The following is a 22,924-nucleotide window of genomic DNA, read 5'->3' on the forward strand; positions in this document are numbered from 1 at the left end:
GAACGGCCTATTGACGAGGTGTGCGTCAGTCTTTCGCACTAATGACCCGGCGCGGACCGATGACGGATCGTGTTATTTTGTACCGACCGTTACCCGAAGCGCGGTCGATCGTTTGCCGGCTAATATTGTTAGCCATTCAAGACGCTGCTGTTAATTGTTCGCGGCGCGTTCGGCGTGACGGCGGCGACCGCGGTGTGGTAAAGCGACCCGGACACGCGGACGGGGCCGCCGATCACCAGGATCGACGGCCCCGCGGGCTCCCGGCGCCGGGTTCAGGACGCGTAGTTGTGGAACCCGCGCCCGCTCTTCTTGCCCAGCAGCCCCGCGTCCACCATGCGCAGCAACAACGGCGGCGGCGAGTACAGCGGCTCCTTGAACTCCTCGTACATCGACTCGGCGATCGCCTTGGTGGTGTCCAGGCCGATCAGGTCGGTGAGGCGCAGCGGACCCATCGGGTGCGCGCAGCCGAGCACCATGCCGTTGTCGATGTCCTCGGCGCTGGCGAACCCGGACTCCAGCATCCGGATCGACGACAGCAGGTAGGGGATCAGCAGGGCGTTGACCACGAACCCGGCCCGGTCCTGCGAGCGGATGACCTCCTTGTGCAGCACCCCGGTCACGAACGCCTCGGCCCTGGCCCTGGTCTTGTCGCCGGTCAGCAACGACGGCACCAGCTCCACCAGCTTCAACACCGGCACCGGGTTGAAGAAGTGCACGCCGATGACCTGCTCGGGACGGCTGGTGGCCATGCCCAGCTTCATGATCGGGATCGAGGAGGTGTTGGACGCGAAGATCGCGTCCGGGTCCACGACGATCTTGTCCACCGCCGCGAACACCTCGGTCTTGACCTGCTCGTTCTCCGCGACGGCTTCCACGACCAGGTTCCGGTCGGCGAAGTCGGCGAGGTCGGTGGTGAACCGCAGGCGCTCCAGTGCGGCGTCCCGGTCCTCAGCGGACAGCTTGCCGCTGCGCACACCCCGGCCGAGCGAAGAGGCGATCCGCCCCCGCGCGGCCTCCGTGGCGTCCGGGCTGACCTCGGCCACCAGCACGTCCAGCCCGGCCCGCGCGCAGACCTCGGCGATGCCGGAGCCCATCAGGCCCGATCCCACCACTCCAACACGTTGAATGTCACTCACGCCCCGATCCTGCCAGGGGCGCCGGTCGGGGGCACATCACCACTGGGGTTTTCCACAGCCGACCGGGTGGTGCTCCTCATGGTCGGCCGTCGCGGTGACGCCTAGCGTCGACCGCGTGATGATCAACACTGCGATTGCCGGCGTGCTGCTGGCCATGACCGGCACGTTCCCCGCCCTGGACGGGTGGGTGGAGCAAGGATGGGCCTCCAGCGCCCTGCTCACCGTGGAGGACTCCGCCGGGACCCGCGCGGACGCGGCGGGCGAGGCCGTGGTCGGCGGGCACTTCCGGATCGGCAGCGCGACCAAGACGTTCGTGGCCACCGTCGTGCTGCAGCTCGTGGACGAGGGCCGGGTCGGGCTGGACGACCCGGTGGACCGGTACGTGGCCGGCGTGCCGAAGGGCGACCTGATCACGGTGCGCCAGGTGCTCAACCACACCAGCGGCCTGTACGACTACGCGCACGAGGAGGGCTACTCGACCAACCGGTGGCGCGGCGCCGACCGGTTCCGCACCTACCAGCCCCGGCAGCTGCTGGACGTGGCGTTCGCCGGCACGCCCTACTTCGAACCCGGCGAGGGCTGGCACTACTCGAACACCAACTACATCGTCGCCGGGATGCTGATCGAACGCGTGACCGGCCGGACCTACGGCGACGAGGTGCGTTCACGCATCCTCCGCCCCCTCGGCCTCACCCGCACCACCGTGCCGGGGTGGTGGCCCGGCCTGCCCCTCCCGCACGCCCGCGGCTACACCGAGGTCGACGGCCGACTGGTCGACGCGACCCTGATGAACCCGACCCTGGACTGGGCGGCGGGCGAGATGATCTCCACCGCCGACGACCTCAACCGGTTCTTCGACGCGCTCCTGGGCGGTCGGCTGACCAGCGCGGCGTCCCTCGCCGAGATGCGGCGGACGGTGGACGACACCGGCACGATCTTCGCCTACGGCCTCGGGCTGCAGCGGTTCGACCTGCCGTGCGGCCGTTCGGTGTGGGGTCACGGCGGCGAGCTGATCGGCTACCTCACCTACGCCACCCGCGCCGACGACGGCACGCGGGCCACGTTGTCCTACAACCCGTTGCCGGCCGAGGTGCCCGGGGAAGCCGTCATCGGCCTGTTCGGCTCGGTCTACTGCCGGTAGATGACCGGGTCCGGCACCCGTCGGCGACGGCGGGTGCCAGGCTGGTCGCCATGGGCCTCGAAGTGGCGCTGATCCCGTTGGGCGCGTCGGTGGTGCGCAGCGCGCTGAAGCTGTGGTTGGGGGACAAGTCGATCACGGCCGCCGTCGGCGGCACGGGGGTCGACCTGCTCGAGAAGCGGCTCACCGGCGCGCTCGACCAGCGCAAGCTGCGGCGGATGGGCGAGCAGTTCACCGACGCCGTGGTCGAGCGGGTGCAGCCGATCATGGACACCGAGTACCGCCGATTACCCGAGCACGAACGGCTCGCCGCGATCGAAGCCGTGCGCGAGACCTTCGAGCGGGCCGCGCTGGACGACGACGACCTGTTCGCCGCCGACCTCGACGCGCGGCGGCTCGACCGGCACCTGCGCGCACGCGCGGCCGACGCCCTCGACGGCCTGCCGGCGGACGGCGTCCAGCTCTACGGCCTGCTGCTGCGCGAGTGCGCCGGGTACGTCATCGAGATCGCGCGCGAGCTGCCGCCGTTCGGCCCGAGCGCGTTGACCGAGATCCTGCGCCGGGAGACCGAGGTCATCGCCGGCATCCGCGACGTGCTGGCCCGGTTGCCGCAACGGCGCAGCTCCACCGACTTCTCCTACGACTACCGGCAACTCGTCGCCCGCACGCTCGACCAGGTCGAGATGTTCGGGGCGACGCTGTCCGAGGCGAGCCGCCGCTACCCGCTGTCGGTGGCCTACCTCAGCCTCACCGCCGACGGCCGGGCCACCGACCACTTCACGCCCGGCCGCCGGGTGGAGGACCTGCTGGCCTCCGGCGACCGGATCTTCATCCGCGGCGAGGCCGGGCTGGGCAAGACGACCCTGTTGCAGTGGATCGCGGTCCGCAGCGCCCAACGGGACTTCGCCGAGCCGTTGACCAGGTGGAACGACACCGTCCCGTTCTTCGTCCCGCTGCGCCGCTACGCCGACCGCGAGCTGCCGCCGGCCGAGCGCTTCCTGGACGAGGTGGGCCGCCACATCGCCGACGAGATGCCACCGGGCTGGGTCCAGCGGCAACTGCGCTCCGGCCACGGCCTGATCCTGGTCGACGGCGTGGACGAGCTCGCGCCGCACCGCCGCCAGGAGGCCCGCGAGTGGCTGCGGTCGCTGGTCCTCGCGTTCCCCGCCGCGCGGTTCGTGGTGACCTCGCGCCCGAGCGCCGTCGACCCGGACTGGCTGGCGGCCGACGAGTTCGCGGTCGCGTCCCTGCAACCGATGACGTCGACCGACGTGCGGGTGTTCGTCCAGCGCTGGCACGACGCCATGCGCTCGCACCTGTCCGACGACCTGGCCCGCGCCGAGCCGGCGGACTACCAGGAACGGCTGCTGGAGCAGTTCCGCGCGCGGCACCACCTGCGCAAGCTCGCCGGGTACCCGCTGCTGTGCGCGTTGCTGTGCGCCCTGCACCGCGACCGGCGCGGCCACCTGCCGGACAGCCGCATGGAGCTGTACGACACCGCGTTGCAGATGCTGCTGGAACGCCGCGACGCCGAGCGGCGCATCGAACCGCTGCCGGGCCTGTCCCGGACCCGCAAGATCATCCTCCTGGGCGACCTCGCCTACTGGTTCATCCGCAACGACCTCACCGACGCGCCGGTCGACCGCGCGATCGGCCAGGTCGAGCGCCGGTTGACCTCGATGCCGGAGGTCGAGGCGTCCGCCGAGGAGGTGTACCGGCACCTGCTGGAGCGCAGCGGCCTGCTGCGCGAGCCGGTCGAGGGCCGGGTCGACTTCGTGCACCGCACGTTCCAGGAGTACCTGGCGGCGGGCGCGGCGATGGACGTGGACGACATCGGCACGCTCGTGTCCCACGCGCACCTGGACCAGTGGCACGAGGTCGTCGTGATGGCCGCGGGCCACGCCTCGCGCGGTCGGCGCGACGAACTGCTCGACCAGGTCCTGACCCGCGGTGACGCGGTCAAGGCGCACCGCGCCACCCTGCACCTGCTCGCGGTGGCGTGCCTGGAGACCGCGCCGGAGCTGACACCGGGCATCCGCGACCGCATCCAGGACCGGGTCGCGCGCCTGCTGCCGCCGCGCTCGGTGACGGCGGCCAAGTCGTTCGCCTCGGCGGGCGCGTTCGTGCTGGACCTGCTCGCCGCCTCCCGACCCCGCACGGAGGTCGAGGTGGCGGCGACCATCCGCGCGGCGGCCGCGATCGGCCTGGACGACGCGTTGCCGCTGCTGGCCGCGTACCGATCGGATCCCAGGGCACGGGTGCGGCAGGAACTGGTGCTGGCGTGGAGCAACTTCGACCCGGAGACCTACGCGGCGACCGTGCTCGCCGACGTGCCGGTCCAGTCCGTCAGCCTCACCGACCCCGACATGACGCGCGGGCTGCGCCACCTGACGCACGTGCGCCGGGTGTCGTGCGTCGCGCCGCGGGGTGCGCTCGACTTCGTGCCGCCCCAAGTCCACGTGCTCGAACTGCTCGCACAGGGCGAGGTGGACCTGGCTACGTTGGACACGCCGTCGTTGACGCACCTGAGGATCGTGCGCCCCGGCAGGCTGGACCTCGCGCCGCTCGGGCTGCTGCCCGCGCTGCGCTCGGTCCGCGCGACGGCCGCCGAGACCACCGGTCTCGACGGCCTGCGCCGCAGGGCGGACCTGTCCCGCCTGAACCTCATCGGAGGCTGCGACGCCACCGAGCTGGCCTCGCTGAAGCGTGGTTGGGGGTTGCGGGTGCTGAAGCTGGCGAGCGTGCGCGGCCTGCGCGACCTGCACCCGTTGGCGTTCCTGGCGGGTCCGGGGGAGCTGCGGATCGAGGACGCGCCCCTGGTGGACGTCGACGCGGTCGAGCGGTGGGCCGGGACGCTGCTGCACCTGGTGCTGCGCAAGTGCGGCACCCTCGACATCGGACCGATCGCGGCGTTGCGGAACCTGGTGAAGCTGGACCTGGCGCACACGACGGTGTTCGACCTGCGGCCGTTGGCCGGGCTGTCGCGGTTGGAACGGCTGGTGGTCGGCTCCGCGCGGGACGCGCGGGCCTTGGCGCCGATCGCCGGGTTGCCCAACCTGAAGGAGATCTCCTTCACCGAGGGCAGTCCGGTGAACCTGGCGGCGTTCGCCGGGCGGCGCGGGCTGGTGGTGAAGGTCCAGGGCCTGCTGACGAAGGTGGTCGGGGCCGAGCTGCTCGGCGAGGGCAGCGCCGTCGAGGTCGTCTCGTCGGTGTCCCAGAAGGCCAGTCCGTGACGCGCCTGCCTCGTGACGCGCCGGCCCGTGACGTGTCAGCCGGTGACGTGTCAGCCCGTGACGCCGAAGTCCTGCGTCCAGTAGACCTTGTTGCTGCCGTCCACGGCGTGGGCGACGCCCAGGTCGCGCAGTTCGCAGTTCACGATGTTGGCCCGGTGGCCCTCGCTGTTCATCCAGGACCGCACGACCTCCTCGGCCGTGCCCTGACCAGCGGCGATGTTCTCCGCCATCAGCCGGAAGTGGTACCCCGCATCGGTGACGCGCTGCCCCGCTGTGCTGCCGTCCGTGCCGGTGTGGCTGAAGTTGCCGGTGCGCGCCATGTCGTCGCTGTGCCGCTTGGCGGCGGCGGCGAGCTGGGCGTTCGAGGCGAGGGCCGGGCAGCCCACTGCGGAGCGTTCCCCGTTTGTCAGGGCCAAAACCTGCTCTTCGAAGGTCGGCGCGGCGATCGCGGGCGTGGTGGCGAAGAGCAGTGCCGCGACCGCCGAGCCGACCGTCACCGTGCGGTATTTCATGATCGTCCTTCCGTCGTGGGGTGAACCCTTGCTGTCAAGGGATTCCCACGGCCGGAAGGACTTGCCTTACACGATCGGTTGAACGTGCTTACGGTCAGTCCTTCAGTTCCTCCTCGGCCTGCGCGATGGCCGCGAACTCCTCCTCCGGCGCGGCGGCGACCAGGTGGTGGCGGCTGTAGAACCAGAAGTACGCCAGCGCCACCACGACGATGCCCGCGGTGATCCCGGCGGCCAGCTCGTCCACGAAGAACGTCGCCACGACCGCCGCCACCGCGAGCACCAGGGCCACCCCGGTGGTCACGACGCCGCCCGGCGTCCGGTACGGCCGCGCCAACCCCGGCTCGCGCACCCGCAGCACGATGTGCGACACCATCATCAGCACGTACGACAGCGCCGCCCCGAACACCGCGATGTTGATCAGCGTCGCGCCGCTCTTCAGGATCGCCGCGAGCACGAACCCGATGGTGCCGGGCACGATCAGGGCCAGGTACGGCGTCTTGCGCTTGCCGGTCCTCGACAGCCAGCGCGGCAGGTAGCCCGCCCGGGACAGCGCGAACAGCTGCCGCGAGTACGCGAAGATGATCGAGAAGAACGACGCCACGAGCCCGGCCAGGCCCACGTAGTTCACGACCTGCGCCAGCACGTTGTCGCCGCCGTAGGCCGCGCGCACCGCCTCGGGCAGCGGGTTGCCGGACGACATCAACGCCGCCGAACCCGCACCGCCCGGCGCGAACACGAGGATCAGCGCCGCGAACACCAGCAGCGCCACCAACGCGCCGATGATGCCGCGCGGCATGTCCTTCTTCGGGTCACGCGCCTCCTCGGCCGCCAGCGGCACGCCCTCGACCGCGAGGAAGAACCAGATCGCGTACACCAGCGCGCCCAGCGCACCCGTGACGCCGAACGGCAGGAACCCGCCGTCCCCGATGTCGAACAGCTTGGCCGAGTCGAACTTCGGGATCATCCCGGCCACGAACGCGATCAGCGCGACCACCGCGACGCCGGTGATCACGAACATCAGCCGCAGCGCCTCGCCGACGCCGTACAGGTGCACGCCGACGAAGATCGCGTAGCAGACCAGGTACACCGGCCACGAGCTGGTGAGCCCGAACAGCCCGAGCGCCTGCACGTAGTCGCCGATGAACACGACGATCGCGGCCGGCGCGATGGCGTACTCGACCAGGATCGCGACGCCGGTCGCGAAACCGCCCAGGGGGCCCAGCGCACGGCGCGCGAAGCCGTACCCCGCGCCGGCCACGGGCAGCGCGGCGGCCAGCTCCGCCAGGCCGAACACCATGCACGTGTACATGGCGCCCATCAGGATCGTCGCGACCAGCAGGCCGCCCCAGCCGCCCTGGGCGAGCCCGAAGTTCCACCCGGCGAAGTCGCCGGAGATGACGTACGAGACCCCCAGGCCCGCCAACAGCACCCAGCCCGCGGCGCCGCGCTTGAGCTGCCGGTGCTCCAGGTAGTCGCTGCCCACCTTCTCGTACTCGACGTGTTTGGCCATCTGCGCTCCCTAATGGGTCAGTCGCGCTCCTTTGCAGGGAGAGTGGCGCGCGTCACCGGATCGTGTCAACAGCCGTTCCGCCGGAACGGTCGGGCGGCGAGGGTGTGGCGGCCTTCACTCGAAGGTGTCAAGATGAGGCGTCCAATGGCTCGCTGACATACCTTTGGAGGTACTGCGGATGCTCGCCGTGGAGGAGTTGCGCGTGCTCGTGGACGCCGGGGAGATCGACACGGTGCTGGTCGCCGCGGTCGACATGCAGGGCCGCCTCCAGGGCAAGCGCTGCGCCGCCCGCTACTTCGTCGACGAGGTCCTGCCGCACTCCGCCGAGGGCTGCAACTACCTGCTGGCCGTCGACGTGGAGATGAACACCGTCGGCGGCTACGCGATGTCCTCGTGGGACAGCGGCTACGGCGACTTCGTGATGAGGCCCGACCTGTCCACGCTGCGCCGCGTGCCGTGGCACGAGGGCACCGCGCTGGTCCTGTGCGACCTCGTCTGGGAGGACGGCGCGCCCGTGGTCGCCTCGCCGCGCCAGATCCTCAAGCGCCAGCTCGACCGGCTCGCCGAACGGGGGCTGCGCGCGTTCGTCGGCACGGAGCTGGAGTTCATCGTCTTCGACAACACCTACGAGGACGCCTGGGACCGCGGTTACCGCGGCCTCACCCCGGCGAACCAGTACAACGTGGACTACTCGCTGCTGGGCACCGCGCGCGTCGAGCCCCTGCTGCGCGCCATCCGCAACCACATGGCGGGCGCGGGCATGGTGGTCGAGTCGGCCAAGGGCGAGTGCAACCCCGGCCAGCACGAGATCGCGTTCCGCTACACCGAGGCGCTGGCGACCTGCGACAACCACAGCATCTACAAGACCGGCGCCAAGGAGATCGCGGCGCAGCAGGGCAAGGCGCTGACGTTCATGGCGAAGTACAACGAGCGCGAGGGCAGCTCCTGCCACATCCACCTCAGCCTGCGCTCGGTCGACGGCGAGCCGGTGTTCGCCGAGGGGCACGGCAGGTCGAAGCTCATGGAGCACTTCATGGCGGGCCAGCTCGCCGCGCTGCGCGAGCTGACCTACTTCCTGGCCCCGAACATCAACTCCTACAAGCGGTACGCGCAGGGCAGCTTCGCGCCGACCGCGGTGGCGTGGGGCAGGGACAACCGGACGTGCGCGCTGCGGGTGGTCGGGCACGGCCAGTCGCTGCGGTTCGAGAACCGGGTGCCGGGCGCGGACGTGAACCCGTACCTGGCCGTCGCCGCGCTGATCGCGGCCGGTCTGCACGGCGTGGAGAACGAGCTGCCGCTGGAGGAGGAGTTCACCGGCAACGCCTACACCTCCGACAAGCCGACCGTGCCCGCCACGCTGCGCGACGCCGCCTCCCTGCTGGCCAAGAGCGAGCTCGCGCGCGAGGCGTTCGGGGCGGACGTGGTCGAGCACTACCTCAACGCCGCCCGGGTGGAGCTGGCCGCGTTCGAGAAGTCGGTGACGGACTGGGAGCGGATCCGTGGTTTCGAACGGCTCTAGGGCACGGCCGTTGATCGGCGTCACGACGTACCTGGAACGCGCGAGGTTCGGCGTCTGGGACGTGGAGGCGGCGGTGCTGCACCGCGACTACCTCGACTCCGTGGTGCGCGCCGCCGGCAACCCGGTGCTGCTGCCGCCGGTCGGCACGTGGGACGCCGACAGCGCCGCCTTCCTCGACGGCCTGGTGCTGGCGGGCGGCGCGGACGTCGACCCGGCGCGGTACGGGCGGCCGCGTGACCCGCGCACCGGACCGGCGCGGCCCGAGCGCGACGAGGTCGAGCTGAGCCTGGCCCGCGCGGCGCTGGAGCTCGACCTGCCGCTGCTCGCGGTGTGCCGCGGCATGCAGGTGCTCAACGTCGCGCTGGGCGGCACGCTGGTCCAGCACGTCGACGGGCACAACCCGGCGCCCGGCGTGTTCGAGCACACCGGGGTCGCGGTCGCGCCCGGTTCGGCGCTCGCCGGGATCGTCGGCCTCGCCACCACCGTGTTCTGCCACCACCACCAGGCGTTGGACGTCCTCGGCGACGGCCTGCGGGTGGTCGCGAGCGCGCCGGACGGCACGGTGGAGGCGGTCGAGCTGCCGGGCGCGCGGTTCGTGCTCGGCGTGCAGTCGCACCCGGAGGCCGACACCGAGGACGACCGCTTGTTCGCCGCGCTCGTCGGCGCGGGTCGGGACCGGGCAGCACGGGACAGGGGAGCGAAGTGACAACGTTCGACGTCATCAACCCGGCCACCGAGGAGGTCGTCCGCTCGGTACCGCTGGCGACGCTGGAGGAGACCGACGCGGCGATCGCCCGCGCGTCGGCGGCGCTGCCCGCGTGGCGCGCGGTCGCGCCCGGCGACCGGGCCCGGCTGCTGCGGCGGTTCGCCGAGGCGGTCGACGGCGCGGTGGAGGAGTTGGCGGCGCTGGAGGTGCTCAACGCCGGGCACACCGTCGGCAACGCGCGGTGGGAGGCCGGGAACGTCCGCGACGTGCTGCACTACTATTCGGCCGCGCCGGAGCGGTTGTTCGGCAAGCAGATCCCGGTGCCCGGCGGGCTGAACGTGACCTTCCACGAGCCGGTCGGCGTGGTCGGCGTGATCGTGCCGTGGAACTTCCCGATGCCGATCGCGGTGTGGGGCTTCGCGCCCGCGCTGGCGGCGGGCAACACGGTGGTGCTCAAGCCGGCCGAGCTGACGCCGCTGACCGCCCTGCGGTTGGCCTCGCTGGCGTTGGAGGCAGGCCTGCCGCCCGACGTGTTCCAGGTGGTGCCGGGCGCGGGGCCGGTGGTGGGGCAGCGGTTCGTCACGCACCCGGACGTGCGCAAGGTCGTGTTCACCGGTTCCACGCGGGTCGGCAAGCAGATCATGGCCGGCTGCGCGGAGCAGGTGAAGCGGGTCACGCTGGAGCTGGGCGGCAAGTCCGCCAACATCGTCTTCGCCGACGCGGACCTGGAGCGCGCCGCGGCCACCGCGCCGTACGGGGTGTTCGACAACGCGGGCCAGGACTGCTGCGCGCGGTCCCGGATCCTGGTGCAGGCGTCGGTCTACGACCGGTTCATGGAGCTGCTGGAGCCCGCGGTCAAGGGCGTGGTGGTCGGCGCGCCGGGTGACGAGGCCACCGAGATGGGGCCGTTGATCTCGGCCGCGCACCGGGAGAAGGTCGCGTCCTACGTGCCCGCCGACGCGCCGGTGGCGTTCCGCGGCTCGGCTCCGTCGGGCGCGGGTTTCTGGTTCCCGCCCACGGTGCTGGCGCCCGTCGCGCCCGGTGACCGCGCCGCCGTCGAGGAGATCTTCGGCCCGGTGGTGGCGGTGCTGCCGTTCACCGACGAGGAGGACGCGGTGCGGTTGGCCAACGACAGCGCCTACGGCCTGTCCGGGTCGATCTGGACGCGGGACGTGGGGCGGGCGCTGCGCGTCTCGCGGGCCGTCGAGGCGGGGAACCTGTCGGTCAACTCGCACTCCTCGGTGCGGTACTGGACCCCGTTCGGCGGGTTCAAGCAGTCCGGGCTGGGGCGCGAGCTGGGGCCGGACGCCCTCGACTCGTTCACCGAGACCAAGAACGTCTTCATCGCTCACTGATTGGGAGAGACATGGTTCAGCGACTTGAGGGCCGGGTTGCCGTGATCACCGGCGGTGGCAGCGGCATCGGCCTGGCCTCGGTGCGGCGGCTGGCGTCCGAGGGCGCGCGGGTGGTCGTCGCGGACGTCGACGCGGAGTCCGGCAAGGCGGCGGCCGACGAGGTCGACGGGCTGTTCGTCCAGGTCGACGTGACCGACGAGGAGCAGGTGTCGGCGCTGTACCAGACCACTGTGGACACTTACGGCTCGGTGGACGTCGCGTTCAACAACGCGGGCATCTCGCCGCCGGACGACGACTCCATCCTGACCACGGGCATCGAGGCGTGGGACCGGGTGCAGAAGGTCAACCTGACGTCGGTGTACCTGTGCTGCAAGCACGCGATCCCGCACATGCTCGAGCGCGGTCGCGGTTCGGTGATCAACACGGCGTCGTTCGTGGCGACGATGGGCGCGGCGACGTCCCAGATCTCGTACACCGCGTCCAAGGGCGGTGTGCTGGCGATGAGCCGCGAGCTGGGCGTGCAGTTCGCCCGGCAGGGGGTGCGGGTGAACGCCCTGTCACCCGGACCGGTGAACACGCCGTTGCTGCGGGAGCTGTTCGCGAAGGACCCGGAGCGGGCCGCGCGGCGGTTGGTGCACGTGCCGCTGGGCCGGTTCGCCGAGCCCGCGGAGATCGCCGCGGCGGTGGCGTTCCTGGCCAGTGACGACTCGTCGTTCATCACCGCGTCGAACTTCCTGGTGGACGGCGGTATCGCCGGTGCCTACGTGACACCGCTGTGATGCCGCTGCGGGACGCGTTGTTCCGCCCCGTGCGGGCGGGCAACGCGTTCGAGGAGACGGTGGAGCGGCTCGTGCAGGCGATCCGGCTCGGCGTCGTGGGTCCGGGGGAGAGGCTGCCTGCGGAGCGTGACCTGGCGGCCCGGCTGGGTGTCAGCCGGGTGACGTTGCGGGAGGCGATCCGGTCACTGCAGGACGCCGGGTACGTCGAGTCGCGGCGCGGCCGGTACGGCGGGACGTTCGTGAACTCGCCGTTGCCGGTGGTCGCGCCGGACCGCCGGGTCGACCCCGGTGAGCTGGCGGACGCGTTGACGCTGCGTGCGGCGGTGGAGGCGGGCGCGGCGGAGTGCGCGGCGGGTCGTGCGCTGGGCCCGGTGGAGCGGCGCAACCTGCTGGCGCGGCTGGCCGAGTGCCGTGACGCGTCGGTGGACTCCTACCGGCGCAAGGACTCGCGGCTGCACCTGGCGATCGCCGAGGCGACCGGGTCGCCGTCGCTCACGGCGGCCGTCGCCGACGCCCGGACCAGGGTCAACGCGCTGCTGGACCGGATACCGCTGCTGCCGCCGAACCTGGCGCACTCCAACGACCAGCACGAGGTGATCGTGAGCACCATCCTGGCCGGCGACCCGGAGGCCGCGCGGCGGGCGATGGCCGAGCACCTGGACGGCACGGCCCTGCTGCTGCGCGGCTTCCTGTCCTGACCTCAGCGCTCGAAGTCGCGGTCCGGCACGCGGTCCGGACCGCGTTCGCCCCGCTCGCCCCGGTCTGGTCGGTCTCCCCGGTCTCCCCGGTCTGGCCGGTCGCCGCGCTCGTCGAACCGCGAGTGCCCGGGCCGGTCGGAGCCGACGCCGTAGCGGGGGTGGTGGTCGCGGTCGGCCAACGCCACGATCCCGCCGCCCAGGACGAGTCCGAGCAGGCCGACGGCGACGAGCTGGGTGGCGCGGTGCTTGACGACCCGGCCGACCGCCGCGCCCTTGCCGGGCGGTGGCGGGTAGTGGCCGGGGTGCGGCGCGCCGGGTGCCTGGTGGGCGGCAGCGGCCGGTTGGTCGGCAGCGGTGGGCCGGCCGGACGCTTGGTCGGTGGCTGCGGGCTGTTCGGCGGTGGGCTGCGCGGAGGCTTGCTTGCCGGCGGCGGGCTGCGAGGCAGCGGCGGGTTGTGCGCCGGCGTCTGCGGGCTGCGCGTCTGCGGGCTGCGCGGCCGGTTGGCCAGGGGCGCCGGTCGGGCTCGGGTGGGTGGGGTCCGGCGTCGGGCTGGCCATGGGTGTGGTGGCCATGGGTGTGGTGGCGTCGGCGGGCGGCTGGTTCGCGGCGGGCGGTGCGGGGGGAGTCCGGTCCGCCGGGTCGGGGTCGGCGTGCGGTGGCTGGTTCGGGTCTGACATGGCGGAACTCCTGCTCTCCCGTGCTGGTGTCCGCCATGGTGCGCGACCGACCTGAGCAGAGCCTGATGGCCGGCTGTTCGTCAGCTGTGAACCTGCCGTCAGCATGTGTTGACGATCGGTCGAGCGTCAGCATATGTTGACGACATGGCTTCGATCGCCGATCTCGACCAGGCCGCGCACGGTTCCGACCCGGACGCCGGGCTGCGCGCCGTGGCCCGCCTGCGCCGACTGGTCGAACAGCTGGAAGCCGAGCACGTCGCCGCCGCCCGCCGGGCCGGCTGGTCGTGGCGCGACATCGCCACCCGCCTGGGCGTGACCAAGCAGACCGTCCACCGCAAGTACGGCCGAGAGGACTGACCGGTGTTCCGAGGCGACCACCCCGACCTGAACCGCACCATCGGCCGCGCGCTCAAGCTGGCCTTAGAGCTCGGCCACCCGCGCACCGGCAGCGAGCACCTCTTGGCCGCCCTGGCCACCGGCTCCCTCGCCACCAGTCCGCTCGCCGCCGGTCCTGCCCCCACCGATCCGCTCGCCGCCGGCCCTACCGCCGCCGGTCCGTTCGCCACTGGCCCGACTGCCACCGGCCCTGCCGCGACCGGTCCGTTCGCCGCTAGCCCTGCAGACTCCGGCCCCACCGCCGCCGGCCACGGTGAAGCCGGTCCGGTCGGTGACAGCGCTCCCACCGACGATCCGCCCAGCGCGACCCCATTCGCCGACCGAGCCACCGCAGGCGGACCGACCCCGGGCGGCACCCCGACCGGCGGAACCGTCGCCGCAGTCCTGCTCCGCCACGGCGCGACCCCGGACGCCATCCGGCACGCCGCCCACCTCGCGGCCCCGCTCGGCGCGGGCGGTGCGGTGGATCGGGCCGTGCTGGCACCGCTGGGCGTCGACCTCGACCGGCTGCTGGGCGGCACACCCGCCCTGGACCGGCCGCCGGGCCGTGAGCCGCTGCTCCCGCTCGGCGCGGCGAAGGCACGCGCGCGCTGCGCCCGCCTCACCCCGCCGCTCGGCCTGGACGCCCAAGCGGCCTACTCGGCGTCGCTGCGCCTCGCCCTGGCCCGCCGCGAACGCGAGCACCGCCCCGAACACCTGGCCCTCGCCCTCACCGCCCTGGACCCCGGCGTCGCGTGGGTGCTCAAGACCGCCGGCGTCGACCGCCGAGCCCTGCTCGCCGACCTCGCCGCGACCTTCCCGCCGCCGCGCCGCAACCCGCTGCTCGCCGTCGAACGCAGGCTCGGCCACCGCGTGCGCCACCGCGACCTCGTCCGCCGCTACCAGCGCACCACCGGACGTGCCGTGACCTCGGCCGACGCGCTGCCCGCCCTGATCCGCGGCTGAGCACCCACCCGACCGGGTGATGCGCGGGAAACCGGACCGGCCGACCCGGTGCGCCGGAAAACGACTCGGTGAGCACCGATAACATCTCGGGCAAAGGACCGACGCACACCGAGGAGTCACCGTGTCCGAACCGCGCCCCGCAGCCGCCCCGAACCCACCGCGCGTGGTGGTGACGGCGGGGACCACCGCGGGGACGGCGGTGCGTGAAGCGGGACTCCCGGGCAAGGGGCCGGACGCCGTCGTGGTCGTGCGCGACCCAGAGGGCCACCTGCGCGACCTGTCGTGGGCCCCGCAGGTCGACGTCGAGGTCGAGGCGGTCGCCGCCGACACCGCCGACGGCCGCAGCGTGATCCGGCACTCCGCCGCGCACGTGCTGGCGCAGGCCGTGCAGCAGCAGTTCCCCGACGCCAAGCTGGGCATCGGCCCGCCGGTCAAGGACGGCTTCTACTACGACTTCCGGGTCGACAAGCCGTTCACGCCCGAAGACCTCCAGGCGCTGGAGAAGCGCATGAAGTCGATCATCAAGGGCGCGCAGCGGTTCAACCGCCGCGTGGTCGAGTCGGTCGACGCCGCCAAGGCCGAGCTGGCCGCCGAGCCGTTCAAGCTCGAGCTGGTGGACATCAAGAGCGATGTCGACACCGCCGAGGTGATGGAGGTCGGTGGCGGCGAGCTGACGATCTACGACAACCTCGACCCGCGTTCCGGCGAACGGGTGTGGGGCGACCTGTGCCGCGGCCCGCACGTGCCGACGACCAAGCACATCCCGGCGTTCAAGCTGACCCGCGTCGCCGCCGCGTACTGGCGCGGCAACGAGAAGAACCCGCAGCTGCAGCGCATCTACGGCACGGCGTGGGAGTCGCAGGAGGCGCTGGACGCGCACCTGGAGCTGCTGGCCGAGGCCGAGCGGCGCGACCACCGCAAGCTGGGCGTGGAGCTCGACCTGTTCAGCTTCCCGGACGAGATCGGCTCGGGCCTGGCGGTGTTCCACCCGCGTGGCGGGATCATCCGCAAGGCCATGGAGGACTACTCGCGCGCCCGGCACACCGAAGAGGGCTACGAGTTCGTCTACTCGCCGCACATCACCAAGGGCAACCTGTTCGAGACGTCCGGTCACCTCGACTGGTACAAGGACGGCATGTACCCGGCGATACACCTCGACGCCGAGTACGACGACGACGGCAAGCTGCGCAAGCCCGGCCAGGACTACTACCTGAAGCCGATGAACTGCCCGTTCCACGACTTGATCTTCAAGTCGCGCGGGCGGTCCTACCGCGAGCTGCCGCTGCGCATGTTCGAGTTCGGCGGCGTCTACCGGTACGAGAAGTCCGGCGTGATCCACGGCCTGACCCGCGTGCGCGGCATGACGCAGGACGACGCGCACATCTTCTGCACCCCCGACCAGGTGCAGGACGAGCTGAAGTCGCTGCTCGGCTTCGTGCTCGGGCTGCTGCGCGACTACGGCCTGGACGACTTCTACCTGGAGCTGTCCACCCGCAACCCGGAGAAGTCCGTCGGCTCCGACGAGGTGTGGGAGCAGGCGACCGAGGCGCTGCGCGTCGCGGCCGAGGACTCCGGCCTCGACCTGGTGCCGGACCCGGGCGGCGCGGCGTTCTACGGGCCGAAGATCTCCGTGCAGGCCAAGGACGCGCTGGGCCGCACCTGGCAGATGTCCACCATCCAGGTCGACTTCAACCTGCCCGAGCGCTTCGGGCTGGAGTACACCGGCCCGGACGGCGGCCGGCAGCGCCCGGTCATGATCCACCGCGCGCTGTTCGGCTCGGTGGAGCGGTTCTTCGGCGTGCTGACCGAGCACTACGCGGGCGCGTTCCCGGCGTGGCTGGCGCCGGTGCAGGTGGTGGGCATCCCGATCGCGGACGAGCACGTCGACCACCTGCTCGCGGTGGCCAAGGAGCTCAAGGCGAAGGGCATCCGGGTCGAGGTCGACGCCTCCGACGACCGGATGCAGAAGAAGATCCGCAACCACACCACGCAGAAGGTGCCGTTCATGCTGCTCGCGGGCGGCAAGGACGTGGAGCAGGGCGCGGTGTCGTTCCGGTTCCGCGACGGCACGCAGATCAACGGCGTGCCGGTCGAGCGCGCCGTCGAGACGGTGGTCGACTGGGTGGCGCGGCGGGAGAACGCCTCGCCCACGGCGGACCTCGTCCAGTGACCGACCAGTACGAGGAGCAGGACGGGGTCGGGGTCGACGACGCGTTGCAGCGGTTGTGGACCCCGCACCGCCTCTCGTACGTGCGCGGTGAGGGCAAGGCCGTCGGCGACGAGCCCGAGGGGTGCCCGTTCTGCCGGGTGATCGGGCTGGACGACGCCGAGGGCCTGATCCTGGCGCGCGGCGAGCTGGTGTTCGCGGTGCTCAACCTGTACCCGTACAACCCCGGCCACCTGATGGTGCTGCCGTACCGGCACGTGCCCGACTACACCGACCTGACCCCGGCCGAGACGGCGGAGTTCGCCGCGTTCACCCAGAAGGCTATGCGGGTGATCCGGTCCGCCGCCTCGCCGCACGGGTTCAACGTCGGCATGAACCAGGGCGTGGTGGCGGGCGCGGGCATCGCGGCCCACCTGCACCAGCACGTGGTGCCGCGCTGGGGCGGCGACGCGAACTTCATGCCCGTGATCGGCCACACCAAGGTCCTGCCGCAACTGCTCGGCGAGACCAGGCAGCTCCTGGCCGACGCCTGGGCGGGCGCGGACTGACCCGGGCCGGGTGAGGTTTACCCGGGAGCGACCCGTGCAACGGGACAAGGGTGACTTCACCGAACACGCCCGCCCCGGTGGCCCATCGGACGATGCAGGTCGACGGGACCGACATCTTCTACCGCGAGGCAGGGCCACCGGACGCCCCGGTGGTGCTGCTGCCCCACGGTTACCCGTGCTCGTCGTTCCAGTACCGCGACTTCATGGCCGCGCTCGGCGACCGGTGGCGCCTGATCGCGCCGGACTACCCCGGCTTCGGGTACAGCGGCACGCCGGACCGCAGGCGCTTCTCCTACACCTTCGACGGCTACGCCGAGTTCCTCCGGCGGTTCACCGAGGAGGCCTGCCTCACCCGGTACGCCATCTACCTGCACGACTACGGCTCCCAGTTCGGGCTGCGGCTGGCCATGCACGCGCCCGAGCGGGTCGCCGCCCTGATCATCCAGAACGGCGACGTCTACGAGGACCAGCACGGCCCGAAGTACCGCCCGCTCAAGGAGTACTGGTCCGACCCGACCGAGGAGGGGACGTCCAGGCTCTACGCCGCGGTCAGCGCGGACGGCTTCCGCGACGAGTTCGTCGGCGAGATCCCCGAGCGGCTGGTCGAGCGCGTCTCCCCGGACCTGTGGACGTTGTCCTGGGCGCTGCTGGGCACGCCCGAGCGACGGCGGAACCTGGTCCACCTGCTGGCCGACCAGGTGAGCACGCTCGACTGGTTCGAGCGGCAGCAGGCGTACCTGCGCGAACACCGACCGCCGACGCTCATCGTGTGGGGTCCGCACGACGGCTACATGCCCGAGGGCGCGGCACGGGCCTACCTCCGCGACCTGCCGGACGCCGAGCTGCACCTGCTCGACGGCGGTCACTGGGCGTTGGAGACCGACCTCGACGAGGTCGTCGCCCTGGCGCGGGACTTCCTGGACCGGGTGCACCCGCCCGTCTCGACTGGGTGACGTCGACGGCCCGGCCCGTTCGACGGCCGCATCCCGGGCGTTCGACTCGGAGGTCCTGGGTGTTCGACCTGCCGGTCCTGGGCGTTCGACACGCGGGCACCGGGTGTTCGACACGCGGATGGGAGAAAGTTCAACCTTTTTTGGGTTCGGCTTGAACGGACGGTGGGGCTGTCTCGTTCAGACCGGGTGTCCACGCCCGGCTGACGAGAGGTGCACACCCTGTGACGGCCATGACCGAGCCCGACGCTGTGCTGGCGCTGCCCCCGGACGACCGCCCCCTGTTCCGCCGATTCGGCCGCGGCCCGAGCGCGACGCCGCCGTTCCGCCGGATCCACCACGCCTTCGAGTCGCACGCGGCACGATCGCCGCACGCGCGGGCGGTCGAGCACGAGGGCGTCTGCCTGACCTACGGCGAGCTCGACCACCGCGCGAACGTGGTCGCCGCCGAACTCCTGGACGCGGGCGTGCACCCCGGTGATCACGTCGGCGTCTTCTTAACGCGCTCGGTCCACCTCGTCGTCGGCATCCTCGCGGTGCTCAAGGTCGGCGCGGCGTACGTGCCGCAGGACGTGCGGATCACGCCGAAGGCCCACCTCGACCACGTCATCCGCACCGCCGACATCGACGTCGTGCTGACCACCGACGAGCACGCCCGGCACGTGCGCGGCCTCGCCGCGCCGAAGGTCCTCGCCCTCGACGCGCTCCCGGACCGCCGCGTCGGCCCGCCGCGCGCGGAGCCCGGCGACACGGCCGTCGTCATCTTCACCTCGGGCACGACCGGCGTGCCCAACGGCGTCCGCGTCACCCACGCGAACCTGTGCAACGTCCTGCTCACCGCACCGGGCGACCTCGGCATCCGACCGGGCGACCGGGTCGCGCAACTGCTCAACATCGCGTTCGACATGGCGGTGTGGGAGCTGTTCGGCGCGCTGGCCCACGGCGCCACGTCCGTCATCCGCGGTCGGGACATCGGGGAGACGGCGAAAACCGCCACCGTCCTCATCGCGACACCGGGCGTCCTGTCCACAGTGGACCCCGACGCGTGCCCCGACGTGCGCACCGTCGCCGTGGCCGGAGAACGCTGCCCCAAGCCCCTGGCCGACGCCTGGTCCGCCCGCGCCGCGTTCCACAACGCCTGCGGCCCCACCGAAGTCACGATCGTCAACACCGTGCAGCGCTACGACCCGGCGACGGGCCGCCTCACCATCGGCCGCCCCGTGCCCAACAGCACGGTCTACGTGCTCGACCAGGACCTGCGGCCGTGCCGGATCGGCGAGGTCGGCGAGATGTGGGCGGGCGGCGCCTGCGTCACGGCGGGCTACCTCGGCAACGACGTGCTGACCGCCCAGCGCTACCGCCCCGACCCGTTCCTCGGCGGCGACCACCTCATGTTCCGCACCCGCGACCTGGGCCGGTGGACGCCGGACGGCGAGCTGGAGCACCACGGCCGCACCGACGACCAGGTCAAGGTCCGGGGCTTCCGGGTCGAGCTGGACGCGGTCACCTCCGCCCTGGAGACCACGCCCGGCTGCGCCCGCGCGACCACCGTCCTGCACGACGGCAGGCTCGTCGGGTTCGTCAGCCCCGCCTCCGTCGACCCCCGGGCGGCCACCGACGCGGTGGCGGCCGCCCTGCCCTACTACTGCGTGCCGTCACTGGTGGTCGCGGTGGACGACCTGCCGATGACCGCGCGCGGCAAGGTGGACCGGGCCGCGCTGTCGTCGCTGGTGACCGTCGCATGACGACCACGCGCACCGACACCCCGTCCGCGCTGGGGCTCAGGCTCCGCAAGCGACCGTTCACCCACCACAACCGGCTCGCCGCCGCCGTCGTCCTGGTCAACGTGATCGCGGCGTTCGGGGTGGACGACGCGCGAGCGCTCGCCGACCTGGTCGTCGCCAACGTCACCTTGGCCGTCCTGATCCGCCAGCAGCACGTGATCAACCTGCTGTTCCGGCTCGCCACGAGCGCGCCGACGACGTGGCCGCTGCGGGTCCGCTGGACGCTGGGCAAGGTCTACCACTTCGGCGGCCTGCACGTGGGCGCCGCCCTCAGCGCCACCGCGTGGTTCACCGCGCTCGCCGTGGTCCGACCCGACCCGCTCACGTGGACGATCCTCGCCCTGATGGTCGCGATGGTGGTCTTCGCCCTGCCCGCCCTGCGCGCACGCCGGCACGACGTGTTCGAGCGCGTGCACCGCTTCGCCGGCTGGACCGTGCTCGCCCTGTTCGCCGCGCACTCCTCCCGGCAGCCCGGTTTCGTCGGCTCGACCCAGTTCTGGCTGCTCCTGCTGGTCGTCGCGAGCGTCGCGCTGCCGTGGACGCGGCTGCGTCGCGTGCCGGTGCGGATCGCCAGCCCGTCGCGGCACGTCGCCTTGGTGTCGTTCGACTACGGCGTGACGCCGTTCGCGGGCTCCTCCACCGCGGTGAGCCGCCACCCGCTGCTGGAGTGGCACTCGTTCGCCAACGTGCCCACGCCCGGCCGCACGGGGTTCCGGCTCACCATCTCGCGCGCGGGCGACTGGACCGGCTCGCTCATCGACGACCTGCCGAGCCACCTGTGGGTCAAGGGCGTGCCCACCGCGGGCGTCGGCAACATCGACAAGCTGTTCACCAGGGTGGTGTGGGTGGCCACCGGCAGCGGCATCGGGCCGTGCCTGCCCCACCTGCTGTCGCGGGAGACGCCGTCGCGCCTGGTGTGGTCCACCCGCACACCCCGCGACACCTACGGCGACGAACTGGTCGACGAGATCGAGGCCGTGCAGCCGGACGCGCTGGTCTGGGACACCGTCCGCGACGGCAAGCCCGACCTGGTGGAGCTGGCGCTGCGCGCGCACCGGGAGTTCGACGCCGAAGCCGTCATCTGCATCTCGAACAAGAAGACCACCTGGCACGTCGTCGAGGAGCTGGAAGCGCGGGGCGTGCCCGCGTTCGGCGCCATCTGGGACTCGTGAGGAGACTTCGTGGACTACTCGACCTTGGTCGTCGAAGAGCAGGACGGCGTCACGACGGTCACCGTGTCCCGGCCGCGGGCGCGCAACGCGCTGTCCGGCCGCGTCCTGGCCGAACTCGACCACTTCCTGTCCGGCGTCCTCACCGGACCGGCGCCGCGGGGGATCATCCTCACCGGAGCGCCCGGTCCGGCGTTCATCGCGGGCGCGGACATCCGCGAGATGGCCGCGATGACGCCGGACGAGGGCGCGAGGTTCGGGGAGCTCGGCCAACGCGTCACCCGGCTGCTGGAGGAGGCGCCGTGCCCCGTCGTCGCGTGCGTGGACGGCTACGCGCTCGGCGGCGGGTGCGAGATGGTGCTGGCGTGCGACTTCGCCTACGCGACCCGGAACGCCGTGTTCGGCCAGCCCGAGGTCGTGCTCGGCCTCATCCCGGGCTTCGGCGGCTGCGTCCGGCTCCAGCGCCTGGTCGGGCCCGCGGTCGCCCGCGAGCTGATCTACACCGGCAGGCACGTCGACGCGCCGGAGGCACTGCGGCTCGGGCTCGTCAACGCGGTGTTCGACGACCGCCATGAGATGCTCACCGCCGCACGCACCGTGCTCGGCCGGGTCGCCGGCAACTCGGCCACGGCGGTGTCGCTGGCCAAGGCCGCGGTCAACGCGACCAACGGCACGACCGTCGCCGCCGGCCTGGCACTCGAGCTCGACGCGTTCCGGGAGGCGTTCACCACCGACGACATGCGGGAGGGCACGGCGGCCTTCCTCGCCAAGCGCCCGCCCGCCTTCGCGGGCCCGACCCCGCTGGGCACGACCCGGGAACCGCTGCTCCACGACTAGCCGAGGAGGTGCGCGATCAACGACACTCACATCGCCCTGCTGCGCTCCCTCCACGACGAGCACGCGCCCGCCCTGTGGCGGTACGTGCGCCGGCTGACCGGGGACGACGAGCTGTCCCGCGACGTGGTGCAGGAAGCGCTGCTGCGGGCGTGGCGCAACCCCAAGGTGCTCGAACAGGGCGCGACGGCGGCTCGGGCGTGGCTCTACACGGTGGCGCGCAACGTGGTGATCGACGAGCGTCGCAGCGCACGCGCGCGCTGGGAGATCGGGTCCGAACGGCTGCCCGAACGGGCGCGCGACGACCACAGCGACTCCGCGCTGGACGCCTGGCTGGTGGCCGACGTGCTCACCCAGTTGACGCCGGAGCACCGCGCGGTGATCGTGCGTGCGTACTACATGGGGCAGTCGGTCGCCGAGCTGGCCGTCGCGCTGGACCTGCCGGAGGGCACCGTGAAGTCCCGGCTGCACTACGGTCTGCGGGCGCTGAGGGTGGCGCTGGAGGAGAAGGGGGTCACCGGACGTTGAGCTCGCCAGTCGATCCGTACCGGGACTGGGGTGCCGCGTACGTCCTCGGTTCGCTGTCGCCCGGCGAACGGCGGGAGTTCGAGGGGCACCTCCCGGGGTGCCCGGAGTGCTCGGGTGACGTCGCGTCGTTCGCGGGCGTGCCCGGCATCCTCTCGGCGGTGCCCCGTGACCGTGCGCTCGACCTGCTCGAACCCGAGGCCGCGGCCACCGAGCCGCCGCCCGCGGTGCTCGTCGGCCTGCTGGCCGCGGAGCGGGCGCGACGGTGGCGCGCGCGGGTCCTGGTGGCCGCCGCGCTGGTCGTGGCGGCGTTGACGGGGGCGGCGGTCGCGACGGCCGTGCG

The 22,924-nt window shown here is 72.2% G+C and carries 21 protein-coding genes; 17 read left to right on the forward strand and 4 right to left on the reverse strand.

Annotated elements, in window-relative coordinates:
- Window positions 1-272: 272 nt before the first annotated feature.
- Entirely contained in the window at window positions 273-1,136 is an 864-nt protein-coding gene (locus tag ABTZ99_RS30765) for a 3-hydroxybutyryl-CoA dehydrogenase (protein WP_498778834.1), read from the reverse strand.
- 118 nt (window positions 1,137-1,254) lie between these two features.
- Here ABTZ99_RS30765 and ABTZ99_RS30770 point away from each other — a divergent pair, with 118 nt between their 5' ends.
- Both ABTZ99_RS30770 and ABTZ99_RS30775 read left to right on the forward strand, forming a co-directional pair.
- Window positions 1,255-2,277 carry a serine hydrolase domain-containing protein gene (locus ABTZ99_RS30770; RefSeq protein WP_499616224.1) on the forward strand — a complete coding sequence of 341 codons (1,023 nt, stop codon included), beginning with the start codon at window positions 1,255-1,257 and terminating at the stop codon, window positions 2,275-2,277.
- A 50-nt stretch (window positions 2,278-2,327) separates the two neighbouring features.
- The gene (locus ABTZ99_RS30775; protein ID WP_498778832.1) at window positions 2,328-5,507 is read left to right on the forward strand and encodes an NACHT domain-containing protein; all 3,180 of its coding nucleotides are present in this window, start codon (window positions 2,328-2,330) and stop codon (window positions 5,505-5,507) included.
- Between the two features lie 50 nt (window positions 5,508-5,557).
- On the opposite strand, the gene ABTZ99_RS30780 is transcribed toward ABTZ99_RS30775, so the two are convergent.
- Window positions 5,558-6,019: a CAP domain-containing protein gene (locus tag ABTZ99_RS30780; protein ID WP_498778830.1), complete on the reverse strand. Its 462-nt coding sequence runs from the start codon at window positions 6,017-6,019 to the stop codon at window positions 5,558-5,560.
- Between the two features lie 94 nt (window positions 6,020-6,113).
- Window positions 6,114-7,529, reverse strand: a complete 1,416-nt coding sequence (gene eat, locus ABTZ99_RS30785; RefSeq protein WP_498778828.1) for an ethanolamine permease — start codon at window positions 7,527-7,529, stop codon at window positions 6,114-6,116.
- A 178-nt stretch (window positions 7,530-7,707) separates the two neighbouring features.
- Between eat and ABTZ99_RS30790 the strand changes: the two genes are divergently transcribed.
- Genes ABTZ99_RS30790 through ABTZ99_RS30810 form a run of 5 tightly spaced genes read left to right on the forward strand, consistent with a single transcriptional unit; the run spans window position 7,708 to window position 12,586 of the window.
- Entirely contained in the window at window positions 7,708-9,048 is a 1,341-nt protein-coding gene (locus ABTZ99_RS30790) for a glutamine synthetase family protein (RefSeq protein WP_499616195.1), read from the forward strand.
- On the forward strand, window positions 9,029-9,754 hold the full coding sequence (locus ABTZ99_RS30795) for a gamma-glutamyl-gamma-aminobutyrate hydrolase family protein (protein WP_499616198.1): 726 nt from the start codon (window positions 9,029-9,031) through the stop codon (window positions 9,752-9,754). Before ABTZ99_RS30790 ends, ABTZ99_RS30795 begins: the two co-directional genes overlap by 20 nt.
- A complete protein-coding gene (locus ABTZ99_RS30800; protein WP_498778824.1) occupies window positions 9,751-11,109 on the forward strand; it encodes an aldehyde dehydrogenase family protein in 1,359 nt (452 codons plus the stop codon). Before ABTZ99_RS30795 ends, ABTZ99_RS30800 begins: the two co-directional genes overlap by 4 nt.
- 11 nt (window positions 11,110-11,120) lie before the next feature.
- Window positions 11,121-11,888: a 3-oxoacyl-ACP reductase gene (locus ABTZ99_RS30805; RefSeq protein ID WP_498778822.1), complete on the forward strand. Its 768-nt coding sequence runs from the start codon at window positions 11,121-11,123 to the stop codon at window positions 11,886-11,888.
- Complete coding sequence (locus ABTZ99_RS30810; protein WP_499616201.1) at window positions 11,888-12,586, forward strand: FadR/GntR family transcriptional regulator; 699 nt, start codon at window positions 11,888-11,890, stop codon at window positions 12,584-12,586. Before ABTZ99_RS30805 ends, ABTZ99_RS30810 begins: the two co-directional genes overlap by 1 nt.
- A 2-nt stretch (window positions 12,587-12,588) precedes the next feature.
- Here ABTZ99_RS30810 and ABTZ99_RS30815 read toward each other — a convergent pair whose 3' ends face one another.
- Window positions 12,589-13,263 carry a hypothetical protein gene (locus tag ABTZ99_RS30815; RefSeq protein WP_499616204.1) on the reverse strand — a complete coding sequence of 225 codons (675 nt, stop codon included), beginning with the start codon at window positions 13,261-13,263 and terminating at the stop codon, window positions 12,589-12,591.
- Between the two features lie 144 nt (window positions 13,264-13,407).
- Here ABTZ99_RS30815 and ABTZ99_RS30820 point away from each other — a divergent pair, with 144 nt between their 5' ends.
- The 10 genes from ABTZ99_RS30820 to ABTZ99_RS30865 all read left to right on the forward strand — a co-directional run.
- On the forward strand, window positions 13,408-13,620 hold the full coding sequence (locus ABTZ99_RS30820; RefSeq protein ID WP_498778818.1) for a helix-turn-helix domain-containing protein: 213 nt from the start codon (window positions 13,408-13,410) through the stop codon (window positions 13,618-13,620).
- Window positions 13,621-13,623: 3 nt separating this feature from the next.
- Entirely contained in the window at window positions 13,624-14,604 is a 981-nt protein-coding gene (locus ABTZ99_RS30825; protein ID WP_498778817.1) for a hypothetical protein, read from the forward strand.
- A gap of 121 nt (window positions 14,605-14,725) precedes the next feature.
- On the forward strand, window positions 14,726-16,774 hold the full coding sequence (gene thrS / locus ABTZ99_RS30830) for a threonine--tRNA ligase (RefSeq protein WP_499616208.1): 2,049 nt from the start codon (window positions 14,726-14,728) through the stop codon (window positions 16,772-16,774).
- The gene (locus ABTZ99_RS30835; protein ID WP_498778814.1) at window positions 16,771-17,319 is read left to right on the forward strand and encodes an HIT family protein; all 549 of its coding nucleotides are present in this window, start codon (window positions 16,771-16,773) and stop codon (window positions 17,317-17,319) included. The genes thrS and ABTZ99_RS30835 overlap by 4 nt, the downstream gene beginning before the upstream one ends.
- Window positions 17,320-17,411: 92 nt before the next feature.
- Window positions 17,412-18,272: an alpha/beta fold hydrolase gene (locus ABTZ99_RS30840; RefSeq protein ID WP_499616212.1), complete on the forward strand. Its 861-nt coding sequence runs from the start codon at window positions 17,412-17,414 to the stop codon at window positions 18,270-18,272.
- A gap of 230 nt (window positions 18,273-18,502) precedes the next feature.
- Window positions 18,503-20,014, forward strand: a complete 1,512-nt coding sequence (locus ABTZ99_RS30845) for an amino acid adenylation domain-containing protein (RefSeq protein ID WP_499616215.1) — start codon at window positions 18,503-18,505, stop codon at window positions 20,012-20,014.
- A complete protein-coding gene (locus ABTZ99_RS30850) occupies window positions 20,011-21,225 on the forward strand; it encodes a hypothetical protein (RefSeq protein WP_498778808.1) in 1,215 nt (404 codons plus the stop codon). Before ABTZ99_RS30845 ends, ABTZ99_RS30850 begins: the two co-directional genes overlap by 4 nt.
- A gap of 9 nt (window positions 21,226-21,234) precedes the next feature.
- Entirely contained in the window at window positions 21,235-22,059 is an 825-nt protein-coding gene (locus ABTZ99_RS30855) for an enoyl-CoA hydratase/isomerase family protein (protein ID WP_499616218.1), read from the forward strand.
- A gap of 15 nt (window positions 22,060-22,074) precedes the next feature.
- Window positions 22,075-22,584, forward strand: coding sequence for a sigma-70 family RNA polymerase sigma factor (locus tag ABTZ99_RS30860; protein WP_498778937.1), 510 nt, complete (start codon window positions 22,075-22,077; stop codon window positions 22,582-22,584).
- Window positions 22,581-22,924 (forward strand): zf-HC2 domain-containing protein (locus ABTZ99_RS30865; protein ID WP_499616221.1); only part of this gene is annotated, 344 nt, incomplete at its 3' end. The genes ABTZ99_RS30860 and ABTZ99_RS30865, both read left to right, overlap by 4 nt.

This window comes from Actinosynnema sp. NPDC002837 (assembly GCF_040295345.1).
Lineage (GTDB): Bacteria > Actinomycetota > Actinomycetes > Mycobacteriales > Pseudonocardiaceae > Actinosynnema.

Bases quoted from the DNA above. Each gene is read 5' to 3' on its own strand.
- ABTZ99_RS30770 (WP_499616224.1), top strand. From the start codon at position 1,255: ATGATCAACACTGCGATTGCCGGCGTGCTGCTGGCCATGACCGGCACG.
- ABTZ99_RS30775 (WP_498778832.1), top strand. From the start codon at position 2,328: ATGGGCCTCGAAGTGGCGCTGATCCCGTTGGGCGCGTCGGTGGTGCGC.
- ABTZ99_RS30780 (WP_498778830.1), bottom strand. From the start codon at position 6,019: ATGAAATACCGCACGGTGACGGTCGGCTCGGCGGTCGCGGCACTGCTC.
- eat (WP_498778828.1), bottom strand. From the start codon at position 7,529: ATGGCCAAACACGTCGAGTACGAGAAGGTGGGCAGCGACTACCTGGAG.
- ABTZ99_RS30790 (WP_499616195.1), top strand. From the start codon at position 7,708: ATGCTCGCCGTGGAGGAGTTGCGCGTGCTCGTGGACGCCGGGGAGATC.
- ABTZ99_RS30805 (WP_498778822.1), top strand. From the start codon at position 11,121: ATGGTTCAGCGACTTGAGGGCCGGGTTGCCGTGATCACCGGCGGTGGC.
- ABTZ99_RS30810 (WP_499616201.1), top strand. From the start codon at position 11,888: ATGCCGCTGCGGGACGCGTTGTTCCGCCCCGTGCGGGCGGGCAACGCG.
- ABTZ99_RS30815 (WP_499616204.1), bottom strand. From the start codon at position 13,263: ATGTCAGACCCGAACCAGCCACCGCACGCCGACCCCGACCCGGCGGAC.
- ABTZ99_RS30820 (WP_498778818.1), top strand. From the start codon at position 13,408: ATGGCTTCGATCGCCGATCTCGACCAGGCCGCGCACGGTTCCGACCCG.
- ABTZ99_RS30840 (WP_499616212.1), top strand. From the start codon at position 17,412: ATGCAGGTCGACGGGACCGACATCTTCTACCGCGAGGCAGGGCCACCG.
- ABTZ99_RS30845 (WP_499616215.1), top strand. From the start codon at position 18,503: ATGACCGAGCCCGACGCTGTGCTGGCGCTGCCCCCGGACGACCGCCCC.
- ABTZ99_RS30850 (WP_498778808.1), top strand. From the start codon at position 20,011: ATGACGACCACGCGCACCGACACCCCGTCCGCGCTGGGGCTCAGGCTC.